This is a genomic window from Mucilaginibacter sp. (assembly GCF_025362475.1).
GTDB lineage: Bacteria > Bacteroidota > Bacteroidia > Sphingobacteriales > Sphingobacteriaceae > Mucilaginibacter.
This window is the reverse complement of sequence record NZ_JANYGH010000041.1, coordinates 19,973-42,663: the sequence shown is the minus strand read 5'-3', so window position 1 is coordinate 42,663 and position 22,691 is coordinate 19,973. Positions and strand designations below refer to the sequence as shown.

Here is a 22,691-nt window from a genome sequence, read left to right as displayed (position 1 = left end):
CCTGATGCATTCTACTATAAAATATATGATACCCGCGCTATTTGCAGCAGCATTAAGTTCCTGCGAAAAAGCTATCAACCTGAAGTTAACCGACGCTACTCCCAAATATGTTATTGAGGGTGTGCTGACCAACCAAAGCGGTGGATGCAAAGTAAGCCTGAGCCAAACCAAAAACTTTACTGATAATAACGATGTAATTGGTGTAGATGGCGCCCAGGTAAGCATAACCGATGATAATGTTGTTTATCCGCTTACGCCAACCAGCACCGGAGTTTATCAAAACACTACCCTGAAGGGCGCATACGGCCATATTTATAAATTGAGTGTTACTGTTGCCGGTAAAACATTCACTTCAACCTGTGCTATGCCTGCGGCTGTAGCTTTGGATAGTATTTACCTTGTAAAAAGCGACTTTGGCAACAATAAAGATGGCACCATACGCAAGTTTGTAACCGTAAAATACCACGACCCTGCAGCTACCAAAAACTACTATCGTTTTGTGCAATACGTAAATAACCGCAAGGAAGAATCGATATTACTTGATAATGATGAATTCACTAACGGCCAGGAAGTGAACACCAGGCTAAATTTCAATAACAGTAATGATGACCCGACAAGGGATATTCGCCCGGGTAACCAGGTAATCATCGAAATGCAATGTATTGACCCGGCTGTTTACAAATACTTTTTCAGCCTCACCACCGGCGCCACTGGCGATGGTAATAATGCTGCACCCGCAAACCCCCTATCTAACATAACAGGTGGTGCATTGGGGTATTTTAGCGTACATACCGTACAAAGAAAAACCCTGACTGCGCCGTAAGTACACGTAGTATTTATAACAAACTTTTGTCATCCTGAACGCTTGAAGGATCTGTTTATTCGCCCTGTAAGTCTGCGAATAGATCCTTCAAGTGTTCAGGATGACAAACTTTTAAACCTTCATTTCTCTTAGAATCCAAAATGGTTTTTATATGCCGGCGATGGCGCGTTTTTTACAACCCATCAGACGATGGAACCAGCTTAGCCGATAGATCCGGTTCTTTCATATCCTTATCCAGCGGAAACATGGGGCGTTGAATCCTGTGATAAGGCAGGCGCTCGATGTTCTGGTCAACGCCTCCCGGTGTTAGGGCAAGCAGCCAGTCGGCCCGCATGGCATAAAGCTCGGGCTCCAGGTAACCAATTTTTACTACCACAATATCAGCCTTCCGTGGGTTAAGACCCAGGCGGGTAAAGTCGATCTCCTTGTGGTACGGCTTACGCTTTTGAGTAATAATAACATGTACGCTGCCTACGCGCACTACAGCTTCAACCTCGGCATCCTTATCGCCATATTGTATCGATTCTACCGTTCCGGAGAGCTTTATAGGCGGAGCATACCGGGCATCTACCCTGGCTCCTGCATAACCTTCCACATGTTTACCAACGCCTGCTGCAATGGCGCTTTTTATCAACTCAGGCGCAGGGATAGAGGCATAAATTAGTGTCGGGCCATTTTCGCCCTTTAATTCCGGGCGGGCAAGGATCTGCGTCAATGTCCAGGTAGCATCGCCGGCGCCACCTGCAGTAGGGTTATCGCCCGAATCACTGATATAAAAAGGATGTTTAGTACTTGTCAATGCCTTGTTAAGGCATTCGGTAAGGCTGCCGGTGGGCGCTACAAACTCAAAAGCTTTGCGGGCATCCCAAAAGCTTTGTGCCAGCTGCCCGGCTGTATGGGTAACCTTTTCCTTGTCATCACCTGTAACCATCACCACAGCATGGTTGCGGGGTTCATCTGCCCAGGCGTAACCTATCCATATAGCAGCGTCAATGATTCCCGGTTGCGCGGCGGCGGGTGCAACCGCTTTATACAGGCTTTTGCCAGGCTCTATCCTGGTGCTCGTTTTTTCGCCGGGCAGCAATATGGGTATTGAAATGTAGGCCTTGTATGCAGGCTTACCCTTGCCGCTTTCAATCCGGCTAATCAAATATTCTACCGCCCGCTGTTTTGTTTGCATGGCGTCCTCATGGGGCGCCATCCGGTAACAGGTAATCAAATCGGTGTTTTGGGCCAAACGCCAGGAAACATTGCCATGCAGATCCATCGAAGTAGAAATGATTGTTTTTTTACCAACCACTTTCCTGATCCTTACAATCAAATCCCCCTCCGGATCGTCAAGGCCGACTACGCTCATTGCTCCATGAATATCAAAATACAAGCCATCGTAGGGTAAATATTTCTTAAGCGAATCCAGTGTTTTATTAACCAGTGATTCATAGGCCAGCCTTGTAACCGCACCGCCAGGCAGGCTTTTACCCACTAATGCAGGGAACCACACCGCTCTTTTGCGAACCGGCGAATCAACCGCTAAAAATGGGTATGAGCTAAAGACTTCCCCACCATATTTTGCGTGAAAAGCCGCTTCATCAGTAAGCGCCGGCGAAAAGGTACTCGATTCTATCCCCAGCCCGGCAATAGCTATCCGGGGCAAGGGCCGGGCAAAATGTGTATTGTTTAATTTATTGGATACGTAACTATGTTTAGTTTTTCTGCTGGTAGCAGAATTTGGAACTTTATTTTTAGGATCTGCACTCTTTAAGCTAACCGGATTGGCCCGGATGAAACCCGCCATTAAACCAATTGAAATTGTTATTAACAACAAACGCTTTACCATATTCATAAATAAAAAGGTTGTTATAAAGATACATTTTTACTTGAATGTGCCACGCCAGGAGATTTAACTTCGGGTACCTCTTATTTTTCAATATTTAACGGTTGTAATAGTAACCGGTCCCATCAAACCCGATGTCTGCAAACCACTATTTGGGTTATAAAGGCTATTGCTTGTCCAGGTTTTGCGCTGATCTGCAGGTAGCTTGCTGTCGCCTATCAGGCGGTTCATCCAGTTATTTACTACCGATATTTCCAGGGTGTTTGAACCATTTTTAACTGCATTGGTAATATCAACCCGGTAAGGATAAGTCCATACACCGCCCACGTTAATACCGTTTACTTTTACTTTAGCCATCACCTTAACATCGCCAAGGTTAAGATATAAACGCGCGCCTTTTGCAGGTTTTAAAAGCTGGAAGGTATTTTTATAAACTGCTGTGCCTGCGTAATATTTGGTACTATCATTTGCTGAGGTTGTCCAATCTGTTAATTCCTTAAATACTATCGTTTGCTGAGGGCCACGCATTTTGGCATCGAAGGCTACCTGCCATGGTCCTTTTATATCCATAACCGGTTGTTGGGCCGGGAAGTTGACACCATTTTGTTTTTTGTTATCAATCGGTTTCCTGAAAACAATAAACGCGCTTTGCAATGGCTGCAGACTTAGCGGAACTGTTGTTTTTTTATCTTTTGATGAAAATTCAGGGAGTAAACGGGTAGCGCCTGTTACTGGATCCCAAAATTCGGGTTGCCTGCCCGTTGTCCTGAAAGATGGCGCAATATTAATCTCCTGTTCGGTTTGATTACTTACAAAATATATTTCCGCTTCGGGCGTAGTTCTGTGAATATAAAGCACCGGTTGTTCTGTCTTCGAATCAAAATCAGGAGCTATGTTCAGGATATTTAGGGCGGATTGCATATCCATGCCTGCCATTACCGTTCCTTTTCCAAAACTGCCTTGCTTTAAAGTTGTGCCATTAACGCTGCCCCATAGTTCGGCAGTTAATTTTTTAACAAGATCATCCGCAGCAGGATAATTCTGTAAACTTGGAGAGCGTTCCGGTGCAGGGCCTAATATGTGAGCACCCTGCAATACAAGGTCTCTAATTTTGGTTAAAAGCTCCGGCCGCATGGTTTCCAGTTTAGGTAACACCAGCAGGTTATAGCTCATACCATCGGGCAAAACCAGTTTACCGTTAAGCACCTTAACACGATTTTTAATTACCTCGGCATTGATGTAATCATAAGAATAGCCCGCCGGCAGTTTGGGATCGGTAATACCTGTCATTTTAGGAGCATCCTCGCCGATAAAATAAGCTACATCGGCTACGTATTTCCCTTGTTGCAGCATAAGGTTATCTCTTTTCAAATAACCGGTAAACAAATCCATATAGCTAAACCAGGTATTATGCCGGTTAAATTCAGTACCGAAATTGGCATTAATACCGGGTACCTTATCCTCAGATGGTTGCGAAATAAAAACATGCAGTAATGTATTATTTATCCCCTCTGTAAAAAAGCGGTCGCCCCTTTTTTTTAGCATGTAGGGGTAGCGCAGGTATGCCCCGCCGCCTGCGGTAAAAGACTCTGCCGATACTTTATTTTTTCCATAGATATGCGCAGCGGAAGATGCCGCACGATTTTCGATATCGCCCAGGCTACCTTCACTCCAAAACTCCCCGCCTATTTCATCACTTTGCCCGCCATATTGCAAAAACTCACCCGGGAAACCCCAGTGCCCATAGTTTTCCAGCCAGGTAGTCAGGCCATGTTTATGGCTTACGTCCCGCAATCCGCCTACATAATCATAGGCAACCCGATCGGCAATAAAACGTCGCAGATCCCAAAGGAATCGATCGCTCCTGTCCTGGCTGCCAACTACGTAACCTTTTAAAACAGGCAAGTAGGGGAGCGGATCATACCCATAAACTGCTTTAAATTTCCCCAGTAAACCGTCCGTCCAGTTTTGGCCACCGGTTTCATAGCTGTCCTCAACGGTCACCTTCCAGGTTTTGCGATCTTCGGGAGGTACACGTTTCATGATCTCGCCAAGGAAAGCGTTAAAATGCCCCTCTATATGGTCTTTATTCATTTTATCAACTTCATAACCTGTACCCTCTGGCGATGCCGGTCCATTTTGCACACCTGTTGGCAGCATTCCAGTACGCATAATTACCCAATCTCCGGCAGGAGCGTTCCACTTCAAGGTGCCATCAGCAGCCATATCGGTTGATATATCTATGGTATTGTTCGGATCGATAGTTAATTGGTTATTATTGATCACCGGCTCGGCAGGCCATTGGTATTCATTCCAGTAAGGCAGCGGCGTCTGGAACATTTTGGCCAGCGTTTTTTCGATGTAACGTTCAACCACCGGAGCAGCGGAGATCTGCAACTCGGCAACACCAAAGCCAGGCGAAGCATCGCTAAATATCACCCGGAACTTTTTAGCCGTTGTGGCAGGAATAGATACAGCCACCGGGCCATACGGATCAAATCCTACATTTAAACTATTGTTGCTGCGGTCAATATCAAAGCTTTTAACCGTTTTATAAACACCATTATCCTCTGCCTGTAACTCAGCCTTTGCGGTTAAAGGATGATGTGAAGGATAGATCGTAATACTTCTCGCCGTAAATTCATTGGTTGTTTCCAGACCAACAGAAAACGACTTGGAGGCTGGCAGTACGGCTTCTGTCGACTGATTTCCATCCGTGATATTGGCAATATTATCCACCGGGACAGAGGTGCTGATCCTGGGTTTAAGATCAATAATTGATGTTCCAAAACTTTTAGGCGCTTTAAATGCAATTACCTTCACATCCTGAAAATCGGCGCCCGGTTTCTTCAATGATAAATTGATAGTTTGGCCACCTTTCACTTGCACCTCTGATGAAGCCAGGTAACGCATAGATTGCGCCGGCTTTATCCATGGGCCGCCGCTTTGGCTCCAGCCGGGACCGTTAAAAATCCCTATCTGGATATTTAATGCGGTAGCGGTTTTTAACGCTGTATGCATAATATCCCACCATTCGGCCGAAAACAATTTAACCTTTCCATATGGCGTGGCGTCATAACCAATGTTGCCAATGAAAGCCCGGTTAATCCCTACGCTTTTCATTGCCTGTAAATCTTTCACAACGCCCTCTTTGGAAATGTTGTCGGACATCCAATACCAGTAAATGCTGGTCTGAATGGAATCAGGAGGATGGATGAACCTGCTATCCAGTGAAGGAATTTTATTGTTTTTCTTAATTGAACCCTGCCCTTGAGCATTGCTGTCAATAAACGCAAGTAATAATAACGATAGAAGGATGATATTTTTTGACATTGACTAAAAGCTTTTAGCACTGTAAAATAACTATGCGTACTCCTTTTAAATAAAGGACGTGGTAAAAAAAAGCACACAATAAAATTTCCGTTTATATGGTTGATAATAGTTAAAACTAAATAATTGAGATGCCATAACTGTCATGAACAGTCTGTTCCGCTTTTTACGTAAATTTAAACGGGGTGCGTAAGTCAAATATGCAATAGCAAACTTTTATCTGGGTGAATATTTTTTAAGAGGATACCGACACTGTCCATTTAATCAGCTAAGCACATGGGCCGAACCTAGGGTTCTTTTTATAGTTGCTGCTTTTTCAACGGATTAAAATCCGTTGTTACAATATTAGCCGCGGCTACGCCACTGGTTTATTTAAAGGAAAAATATTGATGTGTTTTAAAAATTAATCATGTTCCTGCCAAGTCCCCGAGCGATAAATGTCAACACCCCATGTATAACCTAAACTCAATACCTCCAGCTCTTTAAATCTGCCCCTTTTGGTGCTCTTGTTTTAACCTCGGCTGCCCATTTTTTGATGAACATCTGGTGGTAACGCAGCCTGCTGATATAATTGGGTTGGGAATGATCGCCATTCCAACAGTGTTCGGCACGGTCGCCGTAGTCAACTTCGCAGCCGCAGTTGGGGTTGTTTAACTTTTTAAGCATATCCTCGGCACTGTAAACCGCGTTGTTGAGGTAATAGGTATCCATATCACCTACATAAATATGAATTTTACCTTTAAGGTTCGCTCCTATCTTTGGCCAATCGCGCTGAATGATGTGGGTAAGATCAAAATGATCACGCCAGTAAGCGGCCACACTGGTATCAATTGCACCCGTATACTTATCAAAAATGCGTTGAGGATATCCGTCTTTATCCATTGGCGAAAAAACAGCTTCCCATATATCAAACTGGTCGCCGCTTCGGCTGCGGCTGCCCAGGGCAAGCTCGCGCTGGTTCACCTCTTTTAAGGTAGCGCTTACATGACCAAGGTAATCGCGCTCTGCCGGGCGGGGTGTTTTTTTGAAATCGCTTGCGGGGTAATAGGCATTTTTATCGTTGTAAATATCGATGGTTGTGTAGTGGTGAAAATCTACCGGATCCGGGCAGGCGGCATAGCAACCATTGTACTCGTTGGGATAAAACACTTGCGCGGCCAGTACTTCCCAGCCGCCTGTTGAGCCGCCGTACATGAACCTGGCCCAGCCTTTTCCTATACCGCGAAATTGTTTCTCTATTTCGGGGATAAGCTCATAAGTTATTGCATCCCCATACGGACCTAAATTGGCTGAATTTACAGCGTAAGAATCATCGTAATAGGGATTGGCATGCTGAATCTCAATCGCCAGCACCCTCGGAAAACCTGGACCAGTCCATTGTTTGTAAAAGTCATACGCCTCCTGTTCCACAATTTTATTATAACCTATAAGATGGAAGCGTGCAGAGGTATCCGGCTTTAAATTTTTATCGGGCGGCGTAGTGCTAAAACCCTCCAGATCTGCCGGGAAATGCCCGTGAAATATGGCCAGCGGATATTTTACTTTGGGATGCTCATCAAAACCGCCGGGCAACAAAATATTGGCGCCTAAATACATGGGCCTGCCCCAAAATTCGGTAAGCAGCTTGCTTTGTATTTTGATATGCTTTATATATTTGGTATCCTTTGGCGCCTCAATTGGCGGGATGGTTTTATTAATAGTAAGCAATACCTCATTTGATGCCGCCGGATCAAAATGGATTTTTATTGGCGCCGAATAGATGTTACCCGGCGCTATGTTCCAATGCTGTCCTTCGCCCCTATCCATCGGTAACTTTACTGTTTGGCCGGTTTTTAAATGAAAGGTTTCGTATTTATGCAACAGTACCTGCACATAATAATCGCCTGCCGGGACATCCCTTAAACGCTCAAGCGGGTAACCAACGGCCTGCACATCTACCAGTTGAGTAGTGCCGGGTTTCCACCCGTTAACATCCATACCAAAAACCAGTTGCGTATTTGCAGCATCGCCAACCTGGAAACGGGGTTCGGCCTTATTATTTTTAGAAAGCAGGAGTAACAACCTGCCATCCAGGTCTTTTTCGCCAAGCGCGGCATCAATATTTACTCTGAAAGTTTGGCTATACACGCAAAATGGAAAGGCCAGCAAAACAAATACGATCAGTTTTTTCATGTGTAAGGTGATTTGAACTAAATATAAGAAAAATGTTTAAGCAAAAAAGCCGGCAGCTATTAAACTACCGGCCTCCATTTAACCAATTTTAACCAATTTTAACCAATTTATAAACCTATTTGTCTATTTTGTACATTGTTAGTTCAAGTAAATGGAAGTAGTTTCCGCCACCCCATGTTTCTAATACTTTGAACCTGATATATCTGTATGATGCTAAACCAGCCGGGAAAGTGAATGGTTCGCCGGCTGCTGCAAAATCAGCATCGGCCTGGCTATTTTGGCCTGTAGGTAAACCAGATGGTTTAACCGAGGTAAAACTGCCCAGCTTAACCCAGTTACTGAAATCGCCGTTTGAGGTTGGATTATTACTTCCGTAAATTTCAAACCTTTTTGGATTTCCGTAATTATATAAACCCGATGTGCGCTGCCATATTTTCATTTTAGCTAATGACGCCTGCTGCCCCATATCAAAAGTAAACCAGATAGGAAAATCCTGACCCGGAGTATGGAAACCCGGTTCATTGGTGCTTTTATCCCATAAATAATAGGTTTCCCAACCATAGGCCGATGGCACATCGGTTGGCAGGTTGTATGCTTTAAATAATGATTTATCGCACTCTACAACATTGTATATTATAGGGAAATCGTCATAGTTTTTCACATCAAAAGCATCTACAGCATCCGCAACTGGCTTATAAGCCGACCGGTACTGAAGAGGCGTACCTAATTTATAATCTGTTAATGTTACCGATTTATCTTTCGGTCCGAATGATTTCTCGGCCGTTACTCCAAGTTTATTGGTATACTTTATGGTGGTGGATACGTTTCCTGTATCTGCCTTATTAAAATATAATGTAACAGATCCATCGTCATTTAACTGGTACGGATTTGCCGTATTGTAGCCCCGGTTAAACAGCGCTGATACATATACCGCTCCGTAAACCCTTACATTGTTGATATCCTGCCCCACTGATGTGTTACCGTCATTATCATGAGCAATTATCCTGAAACTGTACACATACTCCTTTAAGCCGGGGATTGAAACCGTAATTGAATCTGCCGGACTATGAGATGTAGCGTTAACTATTACCGAATCGAGACCGTTGTTCCAGGAAACCACATAGTTTTTGATACTTGGGTCGGGACTTGGATGCCAAACCAGTAATACTCTTAAGTTACCCGGATGGTAACCTACACCTGTAGCCAAACCGGGATATATAACCTCTTTGTGATCTAAAAATTTCTTATAATCCGTATCATATTTTTTGCAGCCGAAGATTGCAAAGCCTATAACAAGGAGAACAGTAATGGTAAGTTTGATTTTCATTTTCTTAATTTTTAATTAACTACATACTGCATTACAACGGATTGCCCGATATGGTGATCTCCTTGGCATTTACATAATCAAGCCCTGCCCAGGTTTGGGTGCACTGAAAGCGGATGTATTTCACAGCCGGCGCAACTCTTGGCATTTTAAAATCAATACCATCTGCGGCAAAAGCAATATCGGCCTGGTTAGCCTGGCCCGGTGGCAAGCCCGATGGCGGATTTGGGAAAACAAAATTACCCATGTTTACCCAGTCGCCAAGTACGGTACCTTCAGGAGTGATGGTTGCAGGCCATGGCCCGTAATCCTGTGGGTTATCTTTAGTTGCACCCCATATGGTAAACTGCCTGCTATTTTGATAGCCATAAATATCTGGCAACCTGTTATACAACCTTACACGGCTTATTTTTGCAGTTACGCCCAAACCAAACGTACCTATCTTTAAACCATTGCTAAGCGTGTGCCATCCGGGATCGCCTTTGTTACCATCAAAGAAATATTTAAACTCCCAACCGTAACCAATAGGACTATCACTTGCCAGGTGGTAAGTGAAAAACTTGGTTTTATCAAGGGCTATTTCATACAAGGGTGTTAACGTGGTAAAAACCGTATCCGAAATATTCCCAAATCTATCTGTGGTAAAAACACCAAACTTTTTAGGTGTTGCCGGGAAACCAAGCGCAGAAACATTGATGGTATCTCCACTTATATATTGAGGAGTCTGTTCGTCATAAACCTTGGTAGTTTCATTAAAAGTGATAACGTGAATAGCAACCGGAACCTTATTGTGGTTAAATCCAAAAAAGTTAGCGCCTCCAAAATCTGCCGTCGCTACCAAATTACTGTTGATCAACTCGTAGTTAGGCGTTGTTGGGTTCACCTTCACTGTAACCGGATCTGACATGATATTGGCCCTGCTTACGGCATATAACGTGACTGTATATTCCTTTGCCTTTGCAAATCCATCAACCATAATGGTATCGGTGTAGTAGCTGGCTTTGGTTTCCCTGCTTTTGGTATCATTTATATTGTATTTTGCCAAAACGTAAAGCAGATTTTTGGTATCGGGCAGGGTATAAGTAAGCCTCGCGCTGCCGTTTAAGTTTTCAACCTTAACAGCTGTTATAGGGCCGGGTTTTGTTTTATCGTTTGATACCACCTCAATGTTCGACTCCATTTTTTTGCATGATGCTAAAAGCATCACCAGCAAAACCGGGGCTAACATTAACCAGTTAAGGTACCTGCGGTTATTTATCTTCTTCATAATTTATATTTTTATATTAATCATTATAAACTTTCAAATGAATATCTATACGCCTACCAGTAAGGGTTTTGGGTAAGATTTTCATTAACGATAACATCTGTTGTGCTTATAGGCCACAGGTAATCTTTTAATCCAAATAGCGGCAATACTACCGTTTGCGGGCGGTAATAATTAACAGAGTTACCCTCGTTAATATTCCAGCCTTGCAATGGTTTGCTCAATACATCCTGTAACTCTTTCCACCTGCGCAGATCCCAGCCTATCTGGCCTTCAAAGCTTAGCTCAATTCGTCTTTCCTGGTGAATTATCTGGCGTAAACCTTCTTTTGTATTGGGTTTATCCGGCGTTTTTGAATAGGTTGACCATGACGCCTGTACGCCGCCTAAGCCTGCCCTGTTACGTACTTTATCAATATAAGTAAGTACTTCCTGTGTTGGACCGGATGCCTCGTTCAACGTTTCGGCATATAGCAGGTATAAACCTGATAAACGGATCAAGGGCATATGGAAAGCAATAGGCTGAAAGCTATCGTCCATTACAGACTGATAGTTAGCCAGCTTTTTAGGCCAGTAACCTGTAATATTGGTGGAGTTAAAACTCTTTGGGCCCGATACTGCAAAAGGGCCGCGGGCTTGCACGTAATAAGCCTTATCTTCATCAACCACTCCATTACCAAACCAAATACCACCATCAAAACCTATACTTGCATAAAACCGTTGCTCGCGGTTAAAGTGCAGCTTGGCTGTTTCGTAACCCTGTTTAATATAATGCTTGTTGGCATCATCACCGGTTTGTGGTGTAAAACGACCTGCGTAATCAAATGTCTTATCTTCATTTATAGGCACGCCATTATTAGTGTAAAACAAATCACCTTCTGAAATAGGTACCGCCCAGTTTGAGGGATAGGTATTTGCCATACTAACAGATTTTGAGGTAAGTTTTGGTATGGTATAACCCTGGTAATCAAAACCATAATTTAAGGCCCATACCAACTCCGGGTTTTGTTCCCATTTTTCTGTAACAGCAGACTGTAGTGTAAGTATCTTCTTCAGTTCATCAGATACATTACCTATACCGGTTGTTGGCGCTGTATTGTACAGGTGTATGCCCTGTGCCTCGCACTCGGTGATAGCTGCTTTACAGGCATCGGCTGCTTTTTGCCACTTGGTAGCATCATAGGTAGTTGCAAAAAGGTTTTTACCATCATGATCTTTAAAGCTTACGTAATCGGGGTTACCGTTAAATAACGGACTGGCCTCTGTTGTTAAAACCTCGGCTTTTACAGACATGGCTATGAATTTGGTAATACGGCCAAACTCTTTTGCCTGGTTTTCAATTACCGGCGGCAAATCTGGTATTGCCTCATCAAGTAATGATATTACATAAGCAAATGCTTCATCTGTTGATGCTCTTTTGCGTTTTAATGATTCAGGCGGCGCGTCAATCGGGAAACTATCTTTGATTAATATAGTCGGTCCGTACATCCTGATCAGGTAATACTCGTAGTATGCTTTCAGGAATTTAACCTCTGCAATCCATCTCTTTTTTTCAGATGCGCTAAGGTCAATTGGCTTATCAATGTTCTCGAGCATGATATTACACCGCCTTAAACCCTGGAAAATTTTTACACTGCCAACATTACCACCCCAGTAATTAAGTACCGGGTTGCCGGTGCTTTGTACTCCTCTTATCAGGTTAAAACCTGCCTGGTCAAAGAAGTTAGTAATTAAATTATTGGGGTAAATAATTTCTGCCGAAGTAGTGAAACCTGCGTTGTAAATAACGTTTGATGTTTGCTGCATGGTTGAGTAGCAACCAAAAAGATAATTTTCAGCTTCATTTCTGTTTCTAAAGGCATAATCAAGAGTACCCACATTATCGGGGGCTACATCAAGGTATTTTTTACACGACAGGCCATTGAAACAAAGCACCGCGAGTAATATAAATTTATAATATGATCTCATATCGTCTGTTTTAAGCTGTTTATGATTATAAATTCACGTTAAGGCCAACATTGAAAACTTTTTGTATCGGGTAACCAAAACCATTTCCTGCCTGCTCCGGATCCCACATTTTGAAGGGACTCCAGGTTAGTAAATTCAACCCATTAAAGTAAATCCTCATGTTAGTTACCTTCAATGATTTTGATATCCGGGCTGGTAAGGTATATCCTACCTCCAATGATTTTAACCGCAGGAAGCTGGCATCGCGCAGCCACCATGTGCTGGGCTGTAAGTTATTTTCAATCACTTTGTTTGATACACCCAGCCTTGGATAGGCGGCATACAGATCCTGGTGTTCCTCGGACCAGTGACTATCTGCAAAGCCCTGTAAAACCTGGGTATTACCGTACACATAAGGATCAGGACTTGGGATGAAAGGACTCACCTTTCTTGGGTCAACAAAGAAAGATACCCTTGCCTGTCCCTGGAAAAATGCAGAAAGATCAAAGCCTTTGAAACCTGTAGAGAAACCAAAACCGTAAACAATCTCCGGCGTTTGCGGGTAGCCTATAAACGCCTGGTCAAGATTATCTATCTTTCCATCGTTATTTAAATCCCTGTACTTAATATCGCCACCCTGTGGGGCAATACCATTATCGCTAAACCTTTGCGTTGGTGAGTTTTTGGCTTCCTGATCATCAACAAACAATCTTTCGGCTATGTAGCCATAACCGCGGCTTATTGGCTGGCCAATAAAATGCCTCCATGGCTCTTTGTAATTAGGCTCTTCAATATAAGTGTACTTATTAGTTGAGTAGGTAAGGTTACCTCTGAAAGATGCCCACAGGCTATTACTAAAGTTTTGTTTAAAATCTGCAGAAAGGTCAATGCCTTTTGAGTCTGCTACGCCTAAGTTTGAGCTGATAGGTGACTCAAAACCTTCACTTGAAGGCACATACCGTTCCCGTAATATATCGTACCGGTGATTTTTGTAAAACTCGGCAACAACGTTAAGGTTTTTTAATACGGTAAACTCAACCGCGAAATTGGTTTGCCTTGATGTTTCCCAGGTGATGTTCCTGTTTTCGTAGCTGTTGATAAACACCCCTTTTCGTTCGTAGGAGTTAGCAAAACCAAACTGCGAATAGTTAGGACCATCCTTTAGGTTAACATCAGATAAATAGAAGAAACGTTGTGAGCCAATAGCGTCATTACCCACCAAACCAAAACTGCCACGTATTTTTAAGCGGTCGATAATGCCTGGATTCCACCAGCTTTCATTAGATAATACCCATGATGCACCAATTGTTGGGAAAAAGCCATATCTGTGATTTTCTGAGAAACGTTCAGAACCATTGTAACCAAAGTTTCCTTCAATAAAGTACCGGCTTTTATAATTATATGTTAACCTGCCCGCTAATCCTAAGTTTCTGAAAGGTAAAGAATACTGCAGGGTTGTGATGTGCAGTTTTGGATCCTGCGCACTTGAATAAACGGTTTGCTGCGCGGTACCTATTAATGTAGCATTAATATTATGATCGCCAAGCTGCTTGCTATAATCAAGGGCTGTTTGTAGATAAAAGAAAGTATCTGCATTTGGCTCATTTTTACTGTAAGACAGGTATTCCTGTGCTACATTGTAGCCCGTAGGCTGTGGATTAAGCCAGGTTAGGGTATACTTATCTGTTGGCTTATCATATGAACCTATGTTGTAATAAAAGGGATTATAAGCCAGCTGCGAATCAAAATATGAATGCCTGTTGGTATTAAATATCGATCTGAATTTTAATCCGTTGGTTAAAAAATTCAGGTTTTGATTTAACTCCAATTGCGCCGACATCCTGGAATCTGAAGAGTTTTTATGCCCGCGTAATAAAGCCGCATAAGGGTTATTATACAAAATACTATTGCTGCTTGTACCATCGGCCGTACCTACGTTGCCAAATAAAATGTGCTGCGCGTTGGCGTTTGCATCATCGGCCGGGAAATAGGCCGGGAAAAGAACCGGACTTGTATGGATAGCTACATTATACAAATCAGAAGCGAAGGACCCATCAGTGGTGATAGGGCCATTGTATTCGCTAAAGTTGCCCGATAACCTTACTACAAGCTCGGTAGTTTTGGTAATATTTATATTGATGTTTGAGCGTAACTGATAGTTCCTGAACTTAACATTGTTATTGTTGTTATTATGGATGTCTGATTTTAATACGCCATTATCAACATTATAAGTGCCTGTAATGTAGTAACGGGCTAAAGCGTTACCACCGTTAATACTTAAATTGTTACGTTGCGTTGTTGCTGTCTTTTTAAACAGCATATTTAACCAATCAACAGCAGGATACACGTATTGGTTGCTGCCCGGACCTCCGTTAATGGTATTTTGGGTATTATTTATTTGACTCTGCGAAAATGGCAAAGGCAGTTTTGGATCACGCGTTAATGAAGCCTCGTTATACAAATTCATGTATTGAATAGGATCAACCAAATCCAACGTTTTAGTTGACTGCGAAGAAGAGTACTCCGAACGGAAATTAATTTTGGCGGGGCCTACTTTACCCTCTTTAGTGGCTACCAATATTACACCGTTTGCACCCCTTGCACCGTAAAGAGCTGTAGCACTCGCGTCTTTTAATATCGAGAAGCTGGCGATGTCATCTACCTGTAAACGGGCAAGATCATTGGCCGATAGCTCCACGTTATCTATTAGGATAAGCGGATCTTGCTTGTAACCAAATGTGGTTACCCCACGCACAAAGAATGAGGCGTTATCCTGCCCCGGCTGTCCACTCCGTTGATAGGCTATGATACCAGCAGCCTGGCCTGCAAGGGCAGTGGTAAGGTTACTTGAAGGGATACGTAATTCGCCAGGCTTAATACTGGTTACTGATCCTACCAAAGCTTCTTTACGTTCCTTTTTACCGTATGCTGTAATTACTACCTCATCGGCTATTAGTTTATCCTCTTTAAGGATTACGGTAAACACCTTGTTTGTTGCCGAAACTGTAAATGTTTGCGGCTTAAAGCCAACAAACGACACTCTTATTACAGCGCCGTCGTTAACGTCAAGAATAAACCTTCCGTTTTCATCAGTAACGGTACCTACTTTGGCATTGTTCACCACAGAAACAGTTACCCCTGGCAACTTTATTTTTGTAGTATCAACTACTAAACCTGTAACTGTAATTTTTGATTGTGAATAGGCGGCACAATAAAACAATGATAATATAAAAAGCATTAAACAACGTCGCAGGTAAAATTGCATGGGCTTTTTACTAAATGTGTAAGGTTGTTTCATAAAATTGGATTCATAAAAATTATTTTAATCAATTGGTTTTAATCAAATCGGCTTATTAATAATCCGCAGGACTATTGAGGGAATTATGAGCTACAGATACTTGTTGATTTATTTGGGCTTTAATAATAAACGCGGAGAATTTCTTCATCAAAGTGCATAACTATCCCCTAAAGGTTAGCCAAAAGCGCCACGTACCTTATTATTTATAATTGATTGTCCTGTTTTCCCCCTTAAGGTTAAGAGTCAAAATCTTTACATACTTTATGGGTTTAGTTAATAATTGGTATTGTAAATGTAGGTGCCGGGAGTGCATCAAAAAATGGATAAACTTTCAAAAAAGATGGATAATTTTCTGATTATTTCGGTCAAAGTTGTTTTATCCATCAACAAGGTTATTTATAATTGCACAGGCGAAAAAATTTATTTGCAGATAGATTATTGCTGAAGCAGAATTGGGCGATTGAATTTTTGTCCATCAATTTATTAACGCATAACCGCAACAGATCATCCATTTATAGCACAACAACAATCATTATTGCAATAAAAGGCCGGCTACCTTGTAAAATACAGGCATTAATCATTGATGATCTACTCAAACGCTTAAACCGTGCCGAATTTATAGACGATGGTTTCCTGGTACACATCGCCGGGCAGTAATATTGTTGAAGGGAAATTAGCATGATTAGGACTATCCGGATAATACTGACATTCAAGGCATAGTCCATCAAAGGGTTGGTATGGGCGTAAAAAATTGCCATGAGGCTTACAATCAAGGTAATCGCCAGTATAAACCATCACCGAAGGGTAAGTTGTAAACACCTCCAACTTTCTGCCCGATGTGTTTTCAGTAAGTTTTGCCGCAGGTTTAAGCACATTATTATCGACGTTTTTCAAAATGTAGCAGTCATTAAAACCCGTTTTTACACCGTCAGCTATTATTTTACCCAGCATAATTTCACCTGTTAAAGCCTTATTACCAGCAGTTTTTATCTCGCCCGTAGGGATATAGCCCGCATCGACTTCTAACAAGGTATCAGCATAAACTTTAAGAGAATGGTCAAATATCCCGTCCCCTTTTGCAGATAGATTAAAATAAGCGTGATTAGTAAAATTAGCTACTGTTTTTTTATCAGAAGTAGCTTGATAGCTGATATACAATTCATTATCATCAGTCCATCTGTAATTTACTACCAAATGAAGATTACCGGGGTATCCTCCATCACCATCAGCACTGTGCAGGGTAAAAGATATGCCCTCATCAGTTATTTTATGATCAAAAACCTTAGCGTGAAAACCGGCAAAGCCGCCATGGTTGGAGTTAGCACCATCATTGGCGTCCAACTTATAAATAACACCATCCATAGTGAATTTAGCCCCCCCTGTTCTGTTGGCAAAACGCCCTATAGTTGCGCCCATATAGCATTCATCAGCTATATAACCGGCTAATGATGTATAGCCTAAAACCACATTATCGTATTTATTTTGATTATCCGGCACTACGGCAGAAACTAATGTTGCGCCATAGTTTGTAAGTTCGATGTATGCGCCATTGGCATTTTCTAACTTAAAAAGATAAACTTTAGAGCCAAAATATTCGCCCCATTCCCGGCACGATACCTTAGTTTGGCTTTTGTTCATGATTTTGTGGTGTTATAGGTTAAGATAGATTATATTATTGTTAAAACGACAAATATTAAACACAAACTTTCAGCTTGTTAATTCTTTACATGAAGGTTTATTTTTTCGTGTCAATTTGTATTTAGATAGCGAGACGCCGGTTACTTTGCTAAACAGCCGCAAAAACAATACTGATCATTAAAGCCAAGGTCGGCACATGTGGTTTTGATGCTTTTATCAGCAAAATATATCCTGGCTTGAGTTGTGATTTATTTAGGCTGAAGCATAAGCTTAATAAGCCGGGTAAATGTTTGCCACATCAACCCGGCTGAATATTGTAAACCCTTTATTAATAATTGGATACGTTTAATTGCTGCCTTGCCATCTCCAGGTGAGATTTAGCCCCGGCATGCATAGCATCAAGATCAATAACTTTGATAAACATCGCTTGTGCGGCCTCAAAGTTATCGAGCCCCAACATACCCAAGCCCTGTAAAAAGTAAGTATGAACGCAGTTGCGCATATCCAGGTCGTCATCAAAAATCAATAAGTTGGGCAGTGATACGGCGAAGTAATCTATCTTCACCACATCGTTTTCATGGGCTTTACCGTAGGCCAGCAGTTTGTTGAATATTTGCGTGGCTTTTTCTTTATTGCCCAATTTTTCCCAGCTTAAACCCTGGTAAAAAATCTTGTCGGGCTGCTGATCATTATAAAACACAGCTGCAGATGGCTCATCCAAACCAACAGTTGATTGTTTATAATACTCATTTGCAGCTTCTGTTTGGTTTAAGCCTTCATAAGCGCAACCCAACCAATAATCAATATCGTTTTCCTGTGTGCCGTACAATTTCCCTTCGCCCAAATTATGAGGATAGCTTTTTGCCGCGTTGAGATTGGCAATGGCCTTATTATATTCGCCTTCGCCCAGGTATTTTTTGGCTAATTGCACCATACTAAACACATACTGACCAGAAGCTTTGCCTTCGCCGCCCTCCCATGGATGAAACTGACGGTCCATCAATAATCCAAGCGCTTTTTCATATTCGCCTGCCAAATTAAGCAGGGTAACTCTTTCCAGGTAAACGTCGTCACGCTGCAAAGCTACTTCCAGGTTATTTTCTAAAAATTCCGAACGTTTCTCTGTAGGATAGTTCAGTCTTTTATAGAGCTGATCCAACTCCATCAAAACCCTTGCATCAGTAACATCCAGGTAAAATGCCTTTTCAAAATAAGCAAGCGCTTTTACCTGGTCATTTTGCTTGTTAAAATAAGCTATAGCCAAATTCCTGAAAACAGTAGGGAAATTTTCATCCAGCTTTGCCGACGTTTCCCAGTAACTTACCGCTTCGTCATACTGGCGCTTATCATAAAAAAGGTTACCCAAATAATAGGGAGCTTTGGCATCTGCAGCATTCACTTCAATAGCAAGCTGCAATATATTCACTTCGTCCAGTCGGTTAGGAAAGCACAGGTAAGAATCGGCAGCAGCAGCCTTTTCAAACCATTTTTTAGCGTCATCCCCCAAACCACTTTTATGGCTAAAATATCCAAGGCTATAATAAACCATTGGGTTATTGCCCTTTTCTTTTAGCGTCAGTTTCAGTAACTCAACTGCTTCAACGTATAAACCCGCTGCAGCATAATCCAACGCGTATTCTATAAAATTCTGATCATCATTTCTTGAGAGTGCTAACAACTTATCAAGGCATTTTTCTACCTGTTCTACGTCACCTGCCTGTTTGTATACCTGTATTTTTTCAAAAATAGCACCAAGATTAAAGCCGTCCCTATCCAAAGCCACATCGACAAACTGAAGGGCCACATCAAACTGCATAAGTTTACGCAGTGCGGCCGCCGCTATTACGTATGCCTTGCTGTTATTGGCATTCCTATCCAATGATTGGGTAATATGATCCAAAGCCAATGAAAAATGACCGCGGGCCATATCTATCTGCGCTACCGCAAAAAAGCCGGTATCTTTCCAGGCATTGCTCCAGGTAGATTTATAAAATACAGTATAAGCCTCATCTGCACGATCCAAATATTTGAGACATAAACCCAAATTGTAATATGGTTCGCTATCATAAGGGTTAAAATTGCGCTGAATACTGGTTTCTACCGCTTTTCTTAAAAACGGCTCGGCCTTCGCGAACTGGCCTTTGCGGATAAACCATTTACCCAGCGCGTTGTTATTACGAATATCTGTAGGCTCACGGCGCAATGCTTCCTCATAATATGGCACCGGGCTATAGGTAGCATGGCGGTATTGCTCCAGGTGCTGGGCGGTTAAAAACAACTGTTCAACGCTCTCTACTGCTTCGGGCTGCAAAGCGGGTTTAGCTGCGGTTGGCAATTCGTTTTGTTTGTTTTTGGCAGGCTCGTATCTTAATACTTCCTGTTTATTGTCATTAGTGATGATGAGCAGCAACTCATTTTCGTTCACATCAGCCGTTAGTTCCTGTACAAAAACATTTTCGGGAGAGATAGTCGTGCTTTGCTTAAATAACTCTTCGCCTTGATAAGTCAGGCTGATATTCAGGTTTGGCTGTGCAGAAGTTACCTGTATTTTGATGGTTACCTTATCGCCTGTTTTGCTTAAGGCCAATAAAATATCTTTCGATGCATTTTTCACCATACCCAATTCCCGGTACGGCAAAAAGTACTGGGTAAATGTTTTTTCTTCGTAAGGCATCAGCCAGCTAAAATCGGGCTGATTATCAGTAAATACACCGGTCATCAGCTCAATGTATGGACCATCCTCATCAGTAAGATTTCTGTCCCAGGCCTGGCCGAAGTCACTGTGGCCCCAGGTCCATTGTTTTTTACCCGGCGATACGTGATGATTCGCCACGTGCAACAGGCCCGCCTGTGAGTCATGCTCATATCCACCTACAAAATCATAGTCAGAATTGATAGCCATGTACGAGGTTGGCACAGGTATGTTTTTATACATCGAGATATCTGTACCCGGCGAATAATCAACCTTATAATAGGTGCCGGTAGCTATCGGAAAATCAGACACATCGCGTTTGCCATGGTCAAATACCGCGTTCACATCAGGTGGAAATACAGATTGGTAGTAATCATTCACCTTAACAGCCGGATTTGCCCACCATAAAAAAGTTTGCGGCAGCGCCGAGCGGTTAAACAGCTTCGCTTTTATTTCGATATAAGCGGTATCGGGGCGTAGGGTAAAACCCGCCATCCCCTTGGTATGGAACATGCGTTCCACCTCGTTAACCCAAACGGTTTTGCTGCCATCCGCATGCTCTTCCAGCTTATAATCAACCGGATCAAAGGTGCTGGGGCGGTGATGCTGGGGCCAGTTAAACTCAATACCACCAGAGATCCATGGACCAGTTAAACCCACCAACGCGGGCTTAATTACCTGGTTGTGATAAATAAAATGCCTTTGTTTTATTTTATCAAAAGCCGTTTGGATACGACCTCCCAACTGAGGCAATATCATCACCTTCAGATACTTATTTTCCAGGAAAAGACCAGTATATTCCTTGTCTTCTTTTTCATCGACAATTTTTTCAATTACCGGGTTTGGATAAACCACCCCACTACTGCCCTGGTATACCCGTTTTTCAAAAAACATAGGGTTTTTATCTGGCTTGCCAACACTATAGGTGGGGATAATTACTTTCTCTTCCCAAACGGAAACAGTTGAATTTTGCATACTAACTATGTATTATTAATGTCTTATTAAATTGTCTTCTAATTCCTCTAAAGTTTGACCTTTTGTTTCCTTTACCCTGGCTTTTACAAACAGAAAGCCACCAAAACAAATTGCCGCATACAGGTAAAATGGCCCGTAAGCACCTAATATTTTTGCAAGGATTGGGAAGGTAAAAACGAGTATAAAGTAAGCTCCCCATAACGAAACGATGGCTACAGATGAAGCTACCCCACGGATTTTATTAGGAAATATCTCCGAAATTAATACCCAGGTTACAGGTGCCAACGAAATTGCATAGGTGCTGATAGCCAGCAATACAAATATGGATACCAACCCTGCCGGGAAGTGATTTTGCAGCAGGAACGCCAGTACAATGTAAAGGACAGATAAACCCAATGAACCCCATAACATTAGTGGGCGGCGGCCAAGTTTATCAACCTGCCACATGGCCAGTAAGGTAAATACCAGGTTTACTACACCTATAGCAACGGTTTCAAACAATTGCCGGTTAAGGTTTGCTCCTACCGATTCAAATATGGTTGAGGTATAATTAAATACCACATTGATACCGCAAAACTGTTGAAACACAGCCAGCGTGATACCTACAACGACCGCAGGGCGAACAGCTTTTTCAAACACCATTGCATAGGATTGCTTTGTTGCCCCAACCAGTGATTTTTCAACAGCTTTAAAGGTGGCATCTGCAAAATCCGGAGATCCTATTTTATTCAGTATCACTTTTGCTTTATCCAGCTGACCGGATTTCATCAACCACCGTGGGCTTTCGGGCAGCCAGGTAACCCCAATTAAAAATATGGCAGATGGCACAGCCCCCAAGCCAAACATCCATCGCCATGAATCAGCACCGTGATCGGCCAGGAAGTAGTTAACCAGGTTGGTGATCAATATTCCTATAACCACTGTAAGTTGATTGATGGCCACATTGCGCCCCCTAACCTCGGCAGGCGAAACCTCGGCTATGTACATTGGGCAAAGCATAGAGGCCATACCTACTCCTATCCCGGCTGCAAAGCGCAGGATTAAAAAGTAAGTTAACGTAGCCGAAAACGCAATCCCGATAGATGATATAGCGAAAATTAAAGCAGCTATGATCAGCCCAGGTTTGCGGCCATAGCGGTCGGCAATATTACCTGCAAGCAGGCAGCCAACTATACAGCCCAGGGCCAGCGAGCCGGTCAAAAAACCTTCCCATACCGGGGTAAGTGCAAATTGTGTGCGCAAAAAAGGCAATGCGCCGGATATCACCGCAAAATCAAACCCGAAAAGGTATCCCCCGAGGGCCGAGATAAAGGAGATGCCGATAATGTAACTACTGTTAAAGCTTTTTGAACTACTCATTTTTTAGGTTGTATGTATTAATTGGGATAGGCATAA

At 42.5% G+C, this 22,691-nt stretch carries 11 protein-coding genes; 1 reads left to right on the top strand and 10 read right to left on the bottom strand.

Going from position 1 to position 22,691, the window contains the following annotated elements; genetic code table 11:
* Window positions 1-4 precede the first annotated feature (4 nt).
* Window positions 5-823 carry a DUF4249 domain-containing protein gene (locus Q0R88_RS14110; RefSeq protein WP_295717108.1) on the top strand — a complete coding sequence of 273 codons (819 nt, stop codon included), beginning with the start codon at window positions 5-7 and terminating at the stop codon, window positions 821-823.
* 172 nt (window positions 824-995) lie between these two features.
* On the opposite strand, the gene Q0R88_RS14105 is transcribed toward Q0R88_RS14110, so the two are convergent.
* From Q0R88_RS14105 to Q0R88_RS14060, 10 genes are all read right to left on the bottom strand, one after another.
* The gene (locus Q0R88_RS14105) at window positions 996-2,666 is read right to left on the bottom strand and encodes a M81 family metallopeptidase (protein WP_295717107.1); all 1,671 of its coding nucleotides are present in this window, start codon (window positions 2,664-2,666) and stop codon (window positions 996-998) included.
* A gap of 81 nt (window positions 2,667-2,747) precedes the next feature.
* Window positions 2,748-5,990 carry a glycosyl hydrolase gene (locus Q0R88_RS14100; protein ID WP_295717105.1) on the bottom strand — a complete coding sequence of 1,081 codons (3,243 nt, stop codon included), beginning with the start codon at window positions 5,988-5,990 and terminating at the stop codon, window positions 2,748-2,750.
* 462 nt (window positions 5,991-6,452) lie between these two features.
* Window positions 6,453-8,159, bottom strand: coding sequence for a hypothetical protein (locus tag Q0R88_RS14095; protein ID WP_295717103.1), 1,707 nt, complete (start codon window positions 8,157-8,159; stop codon window positions 6,453-6,455).
* Window positions 8,160-8,274: 115 nt separating this feature from the next.
* Window positions 8,275-9,486, bottom strand: coding sequence for a DUF4998 domain-containing protein (locus Q0R88_RS14090; protein WP_295717102.1), 1,212 nt, complete (start codon window positions 9,484-9,486; stop codon window positions 8,275-8,277).
* 31 nt (window positions 9,487-9,517) lie between these two features.
* Window positions 9,518-10,750: a DUF4959 domain-containing protein gene (locus Q0R88_RS14085; RefSeq protein WP_295717099.1), complete on the bottom strand. Its 1,233-nt coding sequence runs from the start codon at window positions 10,748-10,750 to the stop codon at window positions 9,518-9,520.
* Between the two features lie 53 nt (window positions 10,751-10,803).
* Window positions 10,804-12,714, bottom strand: coding sequence for a RagB/SusD family nutrient uptake outer membrane protein (locus tag Q0R88_RS14080; RefSeq protein WP_295717098.1), 1,911 nt, complete (start codon window positions 12,712-12,714; stop codon window positions 10,804-10,806).
* Between the two features lie 25 nt (window positions 12,715-12,739).
* Complete coding sequence (locus Q0R88_RS14075) at window positions 12,740-15,931, bottom strand: TonB-dependent receptor (protein ID WP_295717096.1); 3,192 nt, start codon at window positions 15,929-15,931, stop codon at window positions 12,740-12,742.
* Between the two features lie 660 nt (window positions 15,932-16,591).
* Entirely contained in the window at window positions 16,592-17,629 is a 1,038-nt protein-coding gene (locus Q0R88_RS14070) for an aldose epimerase family protein (RefSeq protein ID WP_295717093.1), read from the bottom strand.
* Window positions 17,630-17,957: 328 nt separating this feature from the next.
* A complete protein-coding gene (locus Q0R88_RS14065) occupies window positions 17,958-21,296 on the bottom strand; it encodes a DUF5107 domain-containing protein (RefSeq protein WP_295717091.1) in 3,339 nt (1,112 codons plus the stop codon).
* Window positions 21,297-21,311: 15 nt separating this feature from the next.
* Window positions 21,312-22,655: a sugar porter family MFS transporter gene (locus tag Q0R88_RS14060; RefSeq protein ID WP_295717087.1), complete on the bottom strand. Its 1,344-nt coding sequence runs from the start codon at window positions 22,653-22,655 to the stop codon at window positions 21,312-21,314.
* Window positions 22,656-22,691 lie beyond the last annotated feature (36 nt).